Genomic DNA, 13,435 nt, shown 5'->3' on the forward strand with positions numbered 1-13,435 from the left:
TCCCGACCCGGCGGGCGCTCACGTCGGCGGGACGGCGTAGCCGACGTAGCCGCGGAACTCCAGCCGCCAGCCGTCCGGGACCAGGTCGGTGCACACCTTCCGGTCGCCGGTGCAGACGATCGCGTCGACACCCGCCGGGTCGGCCGCCGGACGCCGCGGCAGCACCGACTGGAGCGCGACGATCTCGCGGTCCGGCCGGCCGTACGGCGCACCGTCACGCAGCAGCAGCCACCAGGGGTACTCCCAGTTGTCGTTCTGCTGCACCAGCCCGACCCGGCGGGCACCCGCCTCGTCGACCTGCCGGGCCGCCCACCGGAACTCCTCGGCCCACTGCGGCCGGCGGATGAACCGGGTGTCCCAGTCACTGGTGGTCAGCAGCGAGCCGGCGCCGACCAGCCGGCGCGGGAAGCCGTACGAGATCGCGAGCACCCCGGCCAGCGCCGATCCGGCGAGCACGACGACGGCCAGCCCGGCCGCCACGGACCGCCGCCCGGCTGCCGCGCGGGGCCGGTCCGCGTCGGCGGCCCCGTCCCCGATCGTGGCCCGGCGGCGGAAGAGCGCGTCGAGCCACAGCGCCGCCAGCGGGGCGGCCAGGATCAGCGCGAACAGGATCAGCCGGTTGCCCCACGGCTGCCACTTGATGGTGGAGACGTGCAGCAGCACCGCCACCCCCACCGCGGCGGCGTACGCCCGCACCGCCCCGGCGCGCGCCGGGGCGATCCGCCCGGGGCGCAGCAGCGCCAGCGTGCCGCCGATCAGGCAGAGCGTTCCGGCCAGCGGGAACGCGACCCGGTCCTCGTCGGGATACCAGGACCGGACCGGGAACGTCGTCGTACCGAAGGTGATCGCGCGGTCCTGCGGGTCGACGCCGACCAGCCGGGCCACCCCCTCGATCGCGGCCGCCGACACGTCGCGCAGCGGCGCGATCGGGGTGTCCAGCGCGGTGTGGGCGATCCGCAGGCCGTTGACCAGGATGGACTGCGGGCCGTGGCGTTGCATCGGGATCGACTCGCGCAGCCGGGGCGGCCCGAGCGGGTGGTCGAAGTCGGCGGTCATCCGGATGAGGAACGGCCCGGCCAGCGTGGCGGCCACCATCAGGATGGCGACCGACGCGCCGGCCGTACGCAGGGTGCCCCGCCGCCACCCGCCGCCAGCCGGCCCGGCGGCGACCGCCGAGCCGGTCGCCGTCACCCGCAACTGGGCGACCCCCCACAGCGCCAGCATCGGTGCGGCACCGAGCAGCCCGCTGGTCTTGGTGATCGCGATCAACCCGGTCGCCGCGCCGAGCGCCAGCACCTCGCCCGCGGTCGCCCGGCGGCGCAGCCCGTCGAGTGCCAGCGTGGCCACGCACACCGTCCACGCCGCCACGACCAGGTCGGTCTGGGTGCTGGTGGCCTGGAGCGTCACCATCGGGGTCGTACCGACCAGGAACGCGGCGAGAAGCTGCGCCCGCCGGCCGCCGCCGAACTGGGCGACGATCCGGGCCACCAGCAGCAGGCAGCCGACCCCGGCGGCCCACTGCACCAGGTTGTAGAGCGCATCGCCGCCGGTCAGCAGCCGCAGGTGCAGCAACAGGTATTCGGCACCCGGCGGAATCGTGACCTGCCGGTGGATCGCGGTCGGCCAGGGCGTCAGGTCGGCCTGCGCCACCCACCGCTCGATCTTCGGCAGGTGGTAGGTCTGCGAGTCGAAGTTGTTGGGCTCGGCCAGCAGCGCCACGACCAGCTCGGCGACGACCAGCAGCCCGATCCCGCCGGCCAGCAGCAGCTCGCCGCGGCTGGCCGTGCGCCGGAACTCGCGCAGCCGGCCGACGGCGGAGGCCCACGGGCGGTGGTCCGCGCCGCGGCGGCGGCGCAGCCCGGCCAGCGTGCCGGCACCGGCCAGGAACAGCAGCCAGGCCAGCGCCACGGCCGGGGCGGTCAACGCCCCGAGCGCGCCGAGCCCTTCGACCACCAGTACGGCGTACGCCCCGACGGCGAGCGCGGCGCGCACCACCGCCAGCCGCAGCGGCGCGGTGCTGCCGGCCGGCGGCCGGGTGGCATGGACGAGTACGCCGAACGCCACGAGCGGAGCCACGAGAACGGGTGACCACGCAGCCGACATGGCGGGAAGTAAACACCACCATGCTGGGTGCCGATCCACGACCGGGGCCGGTGGTGGCGCCACTCCAGGCTAGGCTAAGGCCGACCAGTCGTCCGTAAGGTGGAGTTCCAGTGAAACTCTCGATCCTCATGCCGGTCTACAACGAGGAGGACCGCGTTGCGGACGCCCTCAAGCAGGCTCTCGCGGTCGACTACCCGTGCGAGATCGAGCTGGTCGTTGTCGATGACGGCAGCCGCGACGGGACGTCCGAGATCCTCGGCCGCGCCGACGACGCCCGGGTCCGGGTGATCACCCACCAGCGCAACGCCGGCAAGGGCGCGGCGATCCGGACGGCGGTCGACAACGCCGAGGGTGAATACATGGTCATCCTCGACGCCGATCTCGAATACGACCCGCAGGACATTCCGAAACTGCTCGACCCGGTGCTCGACGGTCGCGCCACGGTCGTCTACGGGAATCGGACCTTCGGCAGCCACAGCGCCTACAGCTTCTGGTACGTGATGGGCAACAAGGCCGTGACGACCGCCGCGAACGTCATGTTCAACTCCTACATCGGCGACCTGGAGACGTGCTTCAAGCTGCTGCCCGTCGCCCTCTACCGGTCGCTCGACGTGCGCTCCAAGGGCTTCGGCATGGAGGCGGAGGTGACGGGCAAGCTGCTGCGCCGCCGCATCCGCCCCTACGAGGTGCCGATCAGCTACCGGGCCCGGGGCCGTGAGGAAGGCAAGAAGATCACCTGGAAGGACGGCGTCGAGGCGCTGTGGATCCTGGGCCGGGAACGCGCCCGCCGCCAGGTCAAGCCAGGAAAGCGTTGATCGAACGCCGCAGCCCGGCGGCGTCCAGCCCGTGCCACCGGTCGTGGTCGGCCGGGGTGCCGTAGCGCCGCAGGTCACTGCCGCCGACACCGAGCGCGAGCAGCCGGTGCGGCAGGTCGGACAGTCCCCGGGCCACCACCGCGCTCGACGTCCCGGCCAGATACGGCTCCACCAGGATCACGTCGCGGCCGGCGAGCGTCCGTAGCCCGGCCACGTCGAACGGGCGCGGGGTGTGCGTGTACGCCACCGTCACGTCCAGCCCCTCCGTCGCCGCCAGCAGCGGATCGAGGGTCGGGCCGACTGCCACCGCCAGCGGCGCCCGGGCGCCGGCCCGGCGGACCACCCGCAGCCGTCCGCTGCCGGGCAGTGCGGTCGTGTTCGACGCGGTGCTGAGGCGGACGTACACCGGCTCGTCGTGGTCGGCCGCCGCCCGCAGCAGCGCCGGCACCTCGTCGCGGTGCCCGGGTACCTGCACCGTCCAGCCGGTCAGCGTGTCGAAGAGCCGTACGTCACCGGGGGACATGTGGGTCCGGCCCATCTCCGCGCCGTCGTACGAGGCGCCGACGCTGACCAGGACCGCTCCGACCCCCTGGTGGTCCAGGTCGAGCTTGATCTGCTCGTACGCGCGGTCGACCACGAACGTCGCGTACGAGTGCACGATCGGCCGCAGTCCGGTCAGGGCCAGCCCGCCGGCGACGCCGATCATCAACTGCTCGCGGATGCCGACGTTGAGCACCCGGTCGGGGTGCCGGCGTGCCGCCGGTTCCAGTGCGACGGCCGAGATGTCGGCGAGCACCACCGCCGTACGCGGATTCTCGGCCAGCAGGGTCGTCGTGGTCTCGATGAAGGTGTCCCGCATGAGGTTTCTCCGTCTCGGATCGGTCAGTGCTTCGGGGCGACGACGGCGACCACGACGTGCGGACGCCCGGGCCGGTGTGCGGTGAGCGCGGCGGCGAGGGCGTCGTGGTCGCGGCCGTCGACCGTCGCCGCGGTCCAGCCGTTGACGGTGAACCGGGTGTCGATGCCGCCCGGCCAGCCGTGGGTGGCAGAGCGGTTGTCGACGACGACGGCGGTCACCGTGTCGATTCCGGTGGCGCCCGCGTACGCGATCGCCTCGTGGTTGGCGCCCTCGTCGAGTTCGGCGTCGCCGAGCAGGACGTACACCCGGGGGTCGGTCAGACCCTGGGCGCGCAGGCCGAGCGCGGTGCCGACGCCCAGCCCCAGGCCGTGCCCCAGCGAGCCGGAGCCGATCTCGACGCCGGGGACCAGCAGCCGGTCCGGGTGGTAGCCGAGCGGACTGTCCGGCCCGCCGAGGTCGTCGAGCCATTCGGGCGGGATGAACCCCTTGGCGGCCAGTACGGCGTAGTAGGCGGCCGGACCGTGCCCCTTCGACAGCAGGAACCGGTCCCGGTCCGGGGCGTCCACGGTGTCCGGGGTCACCCGCAGGATCCGGTCGTAGAGGACCCACAGCACGTCGAGGGTCGAGTGGGCGCTCGGGGCGTGCTTCTCGTCGCCGGTCACCCGGCGCAGCAGCCCGCCGAGCACGGACGCATCGGCGGTCGTTGTCGTGACTGTCATGCCGGTAGCCTGCAAGTTGAAGTGGACTTCAACTCAAGGGCGAGGCGATGCAGGAGACACTCACCATCGGTGATCTGTCCGCGCGGTCCGGGGTGGCCGCGTCCGCACTGCGCTACTACGAGCGGCTCGGCCTGATCCGCGCCGGACGCACCGGCGGCAACCAGCGCCGCTACGAACGGGCCGAACTGCGCCGGGTCGCGTTCATCCGGATCGCCCAGCAGGTCGGTGTCCCACTGTCGGACATCCGGGCCGCCCTCGACTCGCTGCCGGACGCCCGTACGCCGACCGCCACCGACTGGGCCCGGCTGTCGGCGGGCTGGCGGGCCAAGCTCGACGAGCGGATCGACCTGCTCACCCGGCTACGCGACGACCTGAGCGGCTGCATCGGCTGCGGCTGCCTGTCCCTGCAACGCTGCGCCCTCTACAACCCCGACGACACCCTGGCCGCCGAGGGACCGGGCCCCCGGCTGATGCAGCCCGGCCGCCCGGCTCCGGCACAACCGCCCGTACGGCTCCGCCGCCGCGGCTGAGCGCCGACGGTTCTCGCCGGTCCGGCGGCGCCCTCAGCCGAGGGTGAGCAGGACCTTGCCCAGGTGGTCGCTGCCCTCCACGATCCGGTGGGCGCGGGCCGCGTCCGGCATCGGCACCCGCTGGTCGATCACCGGCCGGATCGCACCCGACTCGACCAGCGGCCACACCTGCTCACGTACGCCCCGGACGATCTCGGCCTTCTCGTCGTCGGGCCGCGACCGCAGCGCGGTCGCGAAGACCGAGCCACGCTTGGCGAGCAGGGCACCCAGATCCAGTTCGGCCTTCCGCCCACCCTGCATCCCGATCACGACCAGCCGCCCGCCGGTGGACAGCGCCCGGACGTTCCGGTCCAGGTAGGCGGCGCCGATGATGTCGAGGATCACGTCGGCGCCGCCGGCGACCCGGCGTACCTCCTCGACGAAGTCGGTGCTCGTGTAGTCGATCGTGTGCGCCGCGCCCAGCTCCCGCAGCGCGGCATGCTTGGCCGGCCGGGCCGTCGTGACGACCGTCGCACCCAGCGCGGCACCCAACTGGATCGCGAACGTGCCGATCCCACTGCCGCCGCCGTGCACCAGCAGCGCCTCGCCCCGGCTCAGCCCGGCCAGCCGTACGACGTTGGACCAGACCGTGCACGCGACCTCCGGCAGCGCCGCCGCCTCCTCGACGGACAGCCCGCGCGGGACCGGCAGCGTGTGTGCCCGGGGCACGGCCACCTTCTCCGCGTAGCCGCCGCCGGCCAGCAGCGCGCAGACCTGCTCGCCGGTGCCTGCGACGACCCCGGAACACTCCAGACCCGGGTACGGCGGGGCACCCTTCGGCGGCGGGTAGTGGCCCTGCCGTTGCAGCAGGTCGGCCCGGTTGACCGCAGCGGCCACCGTCTCGACGAGCACGTCGCCGGGGCCGGGCGTCGGATCGGGGACCTCGGTCCAGGCCAGCACGTCGGGGCCGCCGGGCTCGGTGATCGTGATCGCGTGCACGTCCCAGTCATACCGCAGATCCGCCGTCCCCGCGTGTCGACCGGTTCCCCAGCGTGGCTTGGGCGCGGCGGGTCCGGCCGGCCCCGGTCAGTCCGGTACGGCCGCCTCGGACCAGGCCCGGGCCAGGATCTCGTCGACGGTCTGCTCCGGCGTTTGCGCCGACGTGTCCAGCCACAGCCCGATCCGGGGTGTCTCGGCCCGCAACCCGGCGTCGAGGTCGGCGGGCGTCCAGTCGCCGTACCCGGCCTTGGGCCGCCCGGCCTCGCGGGCGGTGACCGCCGCGGCCGACGGCGCGAGCACCACGACCAGCAGCGGCCGGCTCCGGATCCGGGCCACCATCGCCGGCAGCTCGGCCCCGAGTACGACATCCTGCGCGACGACGCTGAACCCGGCGTCGAAGTAGCCGTCGGTGACGTCCGCGGTCAGCGTGTGCCGCAGCCGGAGCTGCCGCCGCGCCTCCTCTTCGGTGTCCGGCGTCATGTCGGCGCGCCCGTTGACCACCATCCGGCGGAACACGTCACCCCGCACGTGTACGGAGCGGGGCAGGCGTTCGGCGAGGGCCTGCGCGACCGTCGACTTGCCGGCGGCCATGATGCCGGTGAGCAGCACGACCGCCTGCGGTCGCTCGACGCTGGTGGGCACCCGCGTCCTCCTTCCGGGTGGGGCGTGCATGACCGTGGCACACTAGGCACGACTCCGGGTCGGCGCAAGCAGGGCCGGGTCAAGGAGGGTTCGCCTAGAGGCCGATGGCGCTGGTCTTGAAAACCGGTAAGGGAGCAATCTCTTCGTGGGTTCGAATCCCACACCCTCCGCTCTCGCGACAGCAAGACGTCCCCTGAGCAGCACGAACGCTTCACCCGCCGGCTGGGCAGGGTTCGGCAAGGGGCGATCTTGGCGCAACGGCACTTGCTTACGTTCGGTGATCGGCGTCGTCACGACGGTGCCGATCATCTGAGCTAGCAAGGAGCGTCTGATGCGGGTAACTCCCGTCCCCCGAAGACTGGCAGCGGCGGCGGCCGCGGCGGCCGTGACCCTGACCGGCCTGATCGCCCTCGCCCCCACCGCGAACGCGGCCGTGGACGCGCCCGGTCTCGAACTGCTCACCAGCGACATCGACCCGGCGCAGCCGCGCGCCGATGTGCTCCGGGTGGCCGTCGTCAGCGACTTCGGCGCCTGCGGGTACGGAATCCCGGCCAAGTGCGCGGACCAGAACGCCGTCGCCGACATGATCCACTCGTGGTACCCGGACTTCATCCTCACCGGCGGCGACAACAATCAGCAGCAGGCCACCGAGGAGCAGGTCCGCCTCTCGGCCGAGCCCTACATGGCCGACATCGAGGCGGGAAAGTTCTTCCCGATCTTCGGCAACCATGACTTCGGCAACACGTGTGACGCCGTCGGCGCGCAGTACTCGATGCAGTACTTCAAGGTGCCGCTGTCCTACCGGGCCGTCCTCGGCAACGGTCTGCTGGAGTGGGTGAACCCCAACGGCGCCTGCCAGACCTCCAACGGCACCAGGATGCCGGCGATCTACGACGACTACCTCGCCACCGTCCAGAACTCGCAGGCGTCCTGGTTGCTCACCGGCGTCCACCAGCCGCCCTACTCCTCGGGCGTCTCCGGCAACAACATCAACCGCCGCTGGGCGATCCAGCCCCAGGTCGACCTGTTGATCTCGGGCCACGACCACCACACCGAGCACATCATCACCCCGGACGGCGACAACCTCGTCCTCACCGGCAACGGCGGCGACGGCACCACGCGGCTCTTCACCCCGACCACCGGCAGCCAGTGGCGTGACAACAAGCACCTCGGTGCGATGCGCCTCACCATCACCCCCGAGACCCTCCGGGCAGAGTTCGTCGCCCTCGGCGGCGAGACCCTGTACGAGTTCACCCTCGGCCACGACGCCGACGGCGACACGATCGTCCTCGACCAGTCCGAGGTGGACCCCGGCGGCGGCACCGACCCCAACCCCGCGGTTCCCGCGAAGCGCGAGGTCTCCTTCGACGTCGCCGCCGGCACGACCGACGGCCTGACCGCGGTCCAGTACCCGGACGGCCCATGGGCGCAGGCCGAGGTGGACGGACGCCGGGCGATCCAGCTGCAGACCAACCCGATGGGCGGCGCCAACCAGCTCTACCTGCAGGTCGACGACGCCGCGATGTCCGGCGGCCCGTTCGACATGGCGGCGGAGGTGACCTACCGCAGCCCGGTCGCCGGGTCCTTCAACCTGCAGTACGAGAACGCCGCGATCGGTGAGGCGTACTCGCCCGCCACCCCGGTGACGATCGCGGGCGGCCAAGCCGGCACGTGGCAGACCGCCACCATCCCGCTGCCCGCCGCCGCGTTCAACAACCGGCAGAACGGCAGCTCCGACCTGCGTCTCACCGCCCCGGCGAACCTGCCGCTGGCGATCTCGGCGATCACGATCCGCAGCACCGCGCCCGCCGGCGTGACCGCGCGGATGGTGGCGGGTCAGGAGCCGGACGGGCTCGCTCCCGTCGAATACTCGAGCGGGCCGTTCACGTGGGGCGAGGCCGGCGGCCGTCAGGTGCTGCAGACCCAGGCGAACCCCGAGTCGACCACCTCCGGCAACCTCTACATGGCGGTCGACGACCGCTACCTGTCCGGCGGCCCGCAGCACGCCTGGCTGGTGCTGAACTACCTGCCGCAAATGGCCGGCCGGTTCCAGGTCCAGTACGAGAACGGGGCCGTCGGCACCACCTACTACAACGCCACCGCCGTCGAGGTGACCGCCGACCAGGTGGGCACCTGGCAGACCGCGACCGTCGACCTCCCGGACGCCGCGTTCAACAACCGGCAGAACGGTGGCGCCGACTTCCGCCTGCGCCTGCCGCAGAACTACCCGATGGCGATCGCCGAGATGCGCCTGACCACGATCGACCCGGCGAACACGCCCGAGCCGCCGACGGAGGAGGAGCCGCCGACCATCCCCGGCAGCGTCCTCAACCCGGTGTCCTGGAGCCCGGAGCGGGCGGGCGGCCTCGACCCGATCGCCTACGAGTCCGGTCCGTTCACTCTCGAGTCCGACGACACGGGCAGCTACCTGCAGGTCCAGCGCAACACGATCAACTCGGGCAACAACCTCTACCTGACCGCGGACGACGCCACGCTCTACGGCGGGCCGCACGAGGTCTGGTTCACCATCGAGTACCGCTCGCCGGTCGAGGGCAGGTTCGAGCTGCAATACGAGGACGCCGTGACCGGCGCCGCGTACCTGTCGACCGACCCCGTCACCGTCACCGCCGGAGACGTCGGTGTCTGGAAGTCGGCCACGTGGCACCTGCCGGCCGCCCAGTTCCAGAACCGGCAGAACGGTGGCGCGGACATGCGGCTGCGGGGCGCGGACAACCTGCCCCTGCAGATCCGGTCGATGCACATCAGCCCCACCGACCCGGCGACAAATCCGCCGCAGCCGACCGGGTCGATGACCATCCGTGACACCTCCGTGACGGCGCGCGTCCCGGCCAAGGGCAACGCCGTCGCCCAGGTGGTGCTCACCCTCCAGTGCAGCACCGACAAGCCGTGGTGCCGCGAGCGTGTCACGGTCACCTACGAGGGCGAGACCATCGACACCAAGCAGGTCACGATCGAGGCGGACGCCTCGCGCCAGCTGACGCTCAATTTCCGGGGTGCGGCCCGGGAGGCCCTGCGTGCCGGCATCGACATCACGCTGGACGTCCAGATCGGCGACGCCACCAGCCGCGTGACTGTCACCCCGTCGGCCGGATAGGCAGGCACTGAGCCACGTGCGGCCCTCTCCGCTCGCGGAGAGGGCCACAGGTCGTCCTCGATCTACGAACATGGCAAGTTGTACGGTGCCCGCCTTCGAAAGGATCTTTGCCGCGCAGGTCTGTTGCGGAGTCTGCGTAGGGTGTCGCTATGACGGATGTCGCTGCCGATCCGGAACTCACTGCTAGTGATCTTCGAAGGATGATCGAGACGGCACGTTGGCATATTCTTCGCTACGACGCACTCAGGGCATCGATTGCCAATCGAGCCTCACTGCTGATAAGTGGCAACGCGCTTCTTATTGGTGGCGTCGCCATCCTCTTCCCCAATACGGTGGGGCAGGATGTCGCGGGCGGACGGCTGACCTTGGTTGTCCTTGCCGTAGGGGCGTTCTGGGTATTGGGCTGCTCGGTCTTCTCGGTGATCTATGCGACCAAGGCACTTCTGGCAGGGAAGAGTTGGCGGGAACTGTACGGGCAGGAGCCACCCGTTAGCCTGTTTTACCAGCATTCGGACACGGTGCGCGTTGCTCCCGACTTCGCCAGCTTCGACACTGCGTTCGTGGAACAGACGCTGGGACGGGAGCGCGAGTCGGCAACCGTGAATCTATGGGTGGTGCTTCAGGCCCACAACTATCGGTATCAGTTCCTGCGTCGTGCGACCCGCCGGCTGCAACTCGGCCTGGTGGTCTTTGCCGGGTCGGTCGTTGTCGCTGTTGCTCTGTCGCTGATCAAGCTCTGGAGTTGACCCGGTCGGTACGGACAGTATCCGTGCCGAGCGCCTACCAGGGCGCGAACAGCCGCCGTACGACGGCGTTGCCGAGGAGCCCGACGGCGCAGGTGACGACGATTCCGAGGGCAAGTCCGGCGGTCACGTCGTGGGCGTAGTGCACGCCGGCGCCGACCCGGGACAGCGCGATGAGGGCCGCGACGGGTGCCACGACGTACCAGCTTCGGCGGGCGACGAGGACGCAGGCGGTGGCCAGGGCCGCCGCGATGGTCGAGTGGTTGCTGGGCCAGGACCAGTCGCTCGGGGCCGGGCAGGCGAGGACCGTTGCCAGGTCGAGTGTGCGGCAGGGGCGTTCCTCGCGGACGATCAGCTTGACGAGTTCGCTGGTCAGATAGGCGCTGATCGTGCCGGCGCCGAGGCAGACGAGCATGACGAACGAGTCCCGTCCCCGTCGCCACGCGACGATCGACACGAGTCCGGTGATCGCGACGAGGACGAGAAGCCCTTGGTTGGCAGTCAGGTCGATCGCGTCGCGTACCGCCTCTGGCGGGTTTCGTTCGAGTCCCGCGACGGTCCGGTAGAGCCGGTCGCGGGCGGCGTACGTGACGATGCTCAAGACGACGAGCAGGCCGGTGACCAGGGCAAGAACAGGCAGAGTTCGGCGTGGTGGGTTCATGTGCCTCGACGCTAGGAGCGCCGCGGGCGCCGTACTTCTGACTCGATTCCGGGGTCGAGTACGACCCTGGTCGTAGAACGGCCGGTGGTGATCACATCCCTGGTCCGATCCCCCGGGCGCCACCTACGGGCGATGATGGGGCTGATGGTCTCCTGGTTCCGCGCGTTCGCGCCTGCTGGTCGGAGGCGCCCGCCGGGCGGCGGTCGCCGGGATCGTGACGCCCTGCTCGCCGTCGCCTTCGGGGCGCTGCTGGTGCTGCCGCCGGTTTCCGGACTGTTCGTGATTCCGCTGGCCGTCGTCGCCGCGCTCTGTGGCTGGTCGTCACGGCGTGTCCGGTTTGGAGGGCTCGCGGTCCTGGCCGCTGTGGTCGCAGGTGCGGTCGCGCCGCTCGTCTCGGCGGTGTCGCTTCAGGACGTACTGGTCATGGCGGGCCTCGACGTGTGCTTCGGCGTACTGCCATGGCTGGTGGCGGTGGCCTGGCGGGCGCGTCGCGCGTCAACGGAGGCGGCGGCGGCCGCCGTGGAGCAGGGTGAGCGGGTACGACGCCACGAGGCGGAGGCCGCCCTCGCCCGTGAGCGGATGCTGCTCGCCGAGGAGTTGCACGACGATCTCGGGCACGCGCTCAGCCTGGTGGCGCTGAACCTGGGCCGGTTGGAGTTGGAGCCGGGCATCGAGGAGTCGAGGCGGGACTCGATCGCGGCGTCGCGCCGGCAGGTGGCCGACGCGGTCGCCCGGCTCGGCGCGTCGGTCGAGGTGTTGCGCAGCGGCAGGTCACCGGCGCTGGCGTCCCGGCATCGGCACATCGACCTGGACGAACTAATGGCGGATGCCCGCGCCGCCGGTGCCGTGATCGAGGTGGCTGGCCAGCCGTCGCCGGCCCGGGTGGCCGGGTTCGGTGCGGCGACCGTGTTCCGTGTCATGCAGGAGGGCGTGACCAACGCCGTCAAGCACGCCCCCAGGAAGCCGGTGACGGTGCGTTTCGACGACGCGGGAGACCGGCTGCGCATCGTCGTCACCAACGAACTGCCGGCCGGGTACGGCCGCACCGGGGACGAGGTCGGCTACGGCCTGCTGGCGCTCGGCGAACGTGTCCGTCTCGCCGGGGGCACGGTCGAGACGACCGACAGCGACGTGTTCACACTGTCGGTGATGCTGCCAAGAGAGGGAACGGTGGCGGCCGACCGGCCGGCATCCGTCAGGCAGGCACCGAACGAGGTGAGGCGGGCGCGGCGGCGCAGTACCGCCCTGATCTGGGCGGCGGCGTTGGTTCCGGTCGTCGCCGTCGGCTGTATCGCGGTCGCGGTGCAGCTGTTGACCATGCAGCAGGCCCGCGAGGCAAAACTCGAACCGGCGGTGTTCGCCCGCATCGAACCCGGCGACGCCCGCGTCGAGGTCGAGCCGTTGCTGCCCGCCGGGGAACTCGACCGCGATGACGATCCGCCGGCCGGGGGCGACTGCTCCTACTACGCCGTCACCTCCAATCCGTTGGACGACGCGTCCGGTGACTACTACCGGATCTGCTTCGACGGTGGCGTGGTCGTGTCCGCAGATCTGCTCTCGGCTGGGCACGGATGAGCGGCGACGGCAAGCACGGTGACGACGCGGCACTGCGGGTGCTGATCGTCGACGACGAACAACTCATCCGGCTGGGCCTGGCGAGCGTCCTCGGGACGGACCCCGCGATCCGGGTGGTGGCGGAGTGTGCCAGCGGTGAGGAGGCCCTGGGCTTCATCCGCGGCCACCGGGTCGACGTGGTGCTGCTGGACATCCGTATGACCGGCATGGACGGCCTGCGCACGCTCGAGGGGTTGAGGCGTACGGGTGGTGGTCCGCGGGTGCTCATGGTCACCACCTTCGGCGAGGACGCGTACGTCGCGCGGGCGATCGCGCTCGGCGCGGACGGGTTCCTCCTGAAGTCCGGCGACCCCCGTGAGCTCATCCTCGCCGTGCACGCGGTCGCCGCCGGTGGTGCCTTCTTCTCACCGGCAATCTCCCGCAAGCTGCTCGGTTCCCGGGTCGTCACGCGCTTCATCGAGCAGGACGAGGCCGGCCGGCGGTTCGCCCGGCTCACGCCGCGCGAGCAGGAGGTGCTGCTCCTCATCGGCGAGGGGCTGTCGAACCCCGAGATCGCCGGCCGGTTGTTCCTGTCGGAGGGCACGGTAAAGGCGCACATCACCTCGATCCTGCGTACGACCGGTGCCCGGAACCGGGTCGAGGCCGCGCTGATCGCTGCGCACGCCCGTCCCGACCGCTGGTAGCGCTCTTGTTCG

At 71.4% G+C, this 13,435-nt stretch carries 12 protein-coding genes and 1 tRNA gene; 7 read left to right on the forward strand and 6 right to left on the reverse strand.

Annotated elements, in window-relative coordinates; all coding sequences use genetic code 11:
* Nucleotides 1-18 precede the first annotated feature (18 nt).
* A complete protein-coding gene (locus AB0M79_RS16140; protein ID WP_364213490.1) occupies nt 19-2,103 on the reverse strand; it encodes a hypothetical protein in 2,085 nt (694 codons plus the stop codon).
* 110 nt (nt 2,104-2,213) lie between these two features.
* On the opposite strand from AB0M79_RS16140, the gene AB0M79_RS16145 reads away from it, so the two are divergent.
* Complete coding sequence (locus AB0M79_RS16145; protein ID WP_357534962.1) at nt 2,214-2,918, forward strand: glycosyltransferase family 2 protein; 705 nt, start codon at nt 2,214-2,216, stop codon at nt 2,916-2,918.
* On the opposite strand, the gene AB0M79_RS16150 is transcribed toward AB0M79_RS16145, so the two are convergent.
* Together AB0M79_RS16150 and AB0M79_RS16155 are read right to left on the reverse strand one after the other, a co-directional pair.
* On the reverse strand, nt 2,899-3,777 hold the full coding sequence (locus AB0M79_RS16150; protein WP_364213493.1) for a transketolase: 879 nt from the start codon (nt 3,775-3,777) through the stop codon (nt 2,899-2,901). The two genes, AB0M79_RS16145 and AB0M79_RS16150, sit on opposite strands and share 20 nt — an antisense overlap.
* Nucleotides 3,778-3,800: 23 nt before the next feature.
* Nucleotides 3,801-4,496: a transketolase gene (locus AB0M79_RS16155; RefSeq protein ID WP_364213496.1), complete on the reverse strand. Its 696-nt coding sequence runs from the start codon at nt 4,494-4,496 to the stop codon at nt 3,801-3,803.
* A 47-nt stretch (nt 4,497-4,543) separates the two neighbouring features.
* On the opposite strand from AB0M79_RS16155, the gene soxR reads away from it, so the two are divergent.
* Nucleotides 4,544-5,026 carry a redox-sensitive transcriptional activator SoxR gene (gene soxR / locus AB0M79_RS16160; protein ID WP_364213499.1) on the forward strand — a complete coding sequence of 161 codons (483 nt, stop codon included), beginning with the start codon at nt 4,544-4,546 and terminating at the stop codon, nt 5,024-5,026.
* A 33-nt stretch (nt 5,027-5,059) separates the two neighbouring features.
* Here soxR and AB0M79_RS16165 read toward each other — a convergent pair whose 3' ends face one another.
* On the reverse strand, nt 5,060-6,004 hold the full coding sequence (locus AB0M79_RS16165) for an NAD(P)H-quinone oxidoreductase (protein ID WP_364213502.1): 945 nt from the start codon (nt 6,002-6,004) through the stop codon (nt 5,060-5,062).
* Between the two features lie 87 nt (nt 6,005-6,091).
* Complete coding sequence (locus AB0M79_RS16170; RefSeq protein WP_364213505.1) at nt 6,092-6,646, reverse strand: AAA family ATPase; 555 nt, start codon at nt 6,644-6,646, stop codon at nt 6,092-6,094.
* Nucleotides 6,647-6,729: 83 nt separating this feature from the next.
* Here AB0M79_RS16170 and AB0M79_RS16175 point away from each other — a divergent pair.
* The 3 genes from AB0M79_RS16175 to AB0M79_RS16185 all read left to right on the forward strand — a co-directional run bounded on the left by AB0M79_RS16175 (nt 6,730) and on the right by AB0M79_RS16185 (nt 10,507).
* A tRNA-Ser gene (locus tag AB0M79_RS16175) sits at nt 6,730-6,816 on the forward strand.
* Between the two features lie 161 nt (nt 6,817-6,977).
* Complete coding sequence (locus AB0M79_RS16180) at nt 6,978-9,761, forward strand: metallophosphoesterase (protein ID WP_364213508.1); 2,784 nt, start codon at nt 6,978-6,980, stop codon at nt 9,759-9,761.
* Nucleotides 9,762-9,910: 149 nt separating this feature from the next.
* Complete coding sequence (locus tag AB0M79_RS16185) at nt 9,911-10,507, forward strand: hypothetical protein (RefSeq protein ID WP_364213510.1); 597 nt, start codon at nt 9,911-9,913, stop codon at nt 10,505-10,507.
* Nucleotides 10,508-10,541: 34 nt separating this feature from the next.
* Here AB0M79_RS16185 and AB0M79_RS16190 read toward each other — a convergent pair whose 3' ends face one another.
* Nucleotides 10,542-11,165, reverse strand: a complete 624-nt coding sequence (locus tag AB0M79_RS16190) for a phosphatase PAP2 family protein (protein WP_357514074.1) — start codon at nt 11,163-11,165, stop codon at nt 10,542-10,544.
* 144 nt (nt 11,166-11,309) lie between these two features.
* Here AB0M79_RS16190 and AB0M79_RS16195 point away from each other — a divergent pair, with 144 nt between their 5' ends.
* Together AB0M79_RS16195 and AB0M79_RS16200 are read left to right on the forward strand one after the other, a co-directional pair.
* Nucleotides 11,310-12,740, forward strand: coding sequence for a histidine kinase (locus AB0M79_RS16195; RefSeq protein WP_364213513.1), 1,431 nt, complete (start codon nt 11,310-11,312; stop codon nt 12,738-12,740).
* Complete coding sequence (locus AB0M79_RS16200) at nt 12,737-13,423, forward strand: response regulator transcription factor (RefSeq protein ID WP_364213516.1); 687 nt, start codon at nt 12,737-12,739, stop codon at nt 13,421-13,423. Before AB0M79_RS16195 ends, AB0M79_RS16200 begins: the two co-directional genes overlap by 4 nt.
* The last annotated feature ends 12 nt before the right edge of the window (nt 13,424-13,435 follow it).

The organism is Polymorphospora sp. NPDC051019, assembly GCF_040683055.1.
GTDB classification, from domain to species: Bacteria; Actinomycetota; Actinomycetes; order Mycobacteriales; family Micromonosporaceae; genus Polymorphospora; species Polymorphospora lycopeni.

What these genes read in the sequence shown, in the direction of transcription:
- AB0M79_RS16195 (WP_364213513.1), top strand. Translation starts at nt 11,310, where the DNA reads ATGGTCTCCTGGTTCCGCGCGTTCGCGCCTGCTGGTCGGAGGCGCCCG.
- AB0M79_RS16155 (WP_364213496.1), bottom strand. Translation starts at nt 4,496, where the DNA reads ATGACAGTCACGACAACGACCGCCGATGCGTCCGTGCTCGGCGGGCTG.
- soxR (WP_364213499.1), top strand. Translation starts at nt 4,544, where the DNA reads ATGCAGGAGACACTCACCATCGGTGATCTGTCCGCGCGGTCCGGGGTG.
- AB0M79_RS16180 (WP_364213508.1), top strand. Translation starts at nt 6,978, where the DNA reads ATGCGGGTAACTCCCGTCCCCCGAAGACTGGCAGCGGCGGCGGCCGCG.
- AB0M79_RS16190 (WP_357514074.1), bottom strand. Translation starts at nt 11,165, where the DNA reads ATGAACCCACCACGCCGAACTCTGCCTGTTCTTGCCCTGGTCACCGGC.
- AB0M79_RS16150 (WP_364213493.1), bottom strand. Translation starts at nt 3,777, where the DNA reads ATGCGGGACACCTTCATCGAGACCACGACGACCCTGCTGGCCGAGAAT.
- AB0M79_RS16200 (WP_364213516.1), top strand. Translation starts at nt 12,737, where the DNA reads ATGAGCGGCGACGGCAAGCACGGTGACGACGCGGCACTGCGGGTGCTG.
- AB0M79_RS16140 (WP_364213490.1), bottom strand. Translation starts at nt 2,103, where the DNA reads ATGTCGGCTGCGTGGTCACCCGTTCTCGTGGCTCCGCTCGTGGCGTTC.
- AB0M79_RS16185 (WP_364213510.1), top strand. Translation starts at nt 9,911, where the DNA reads ATGACGGATGTCGCTGCCGATCCGGAACTCACTGCTAGTGATCTTCGA.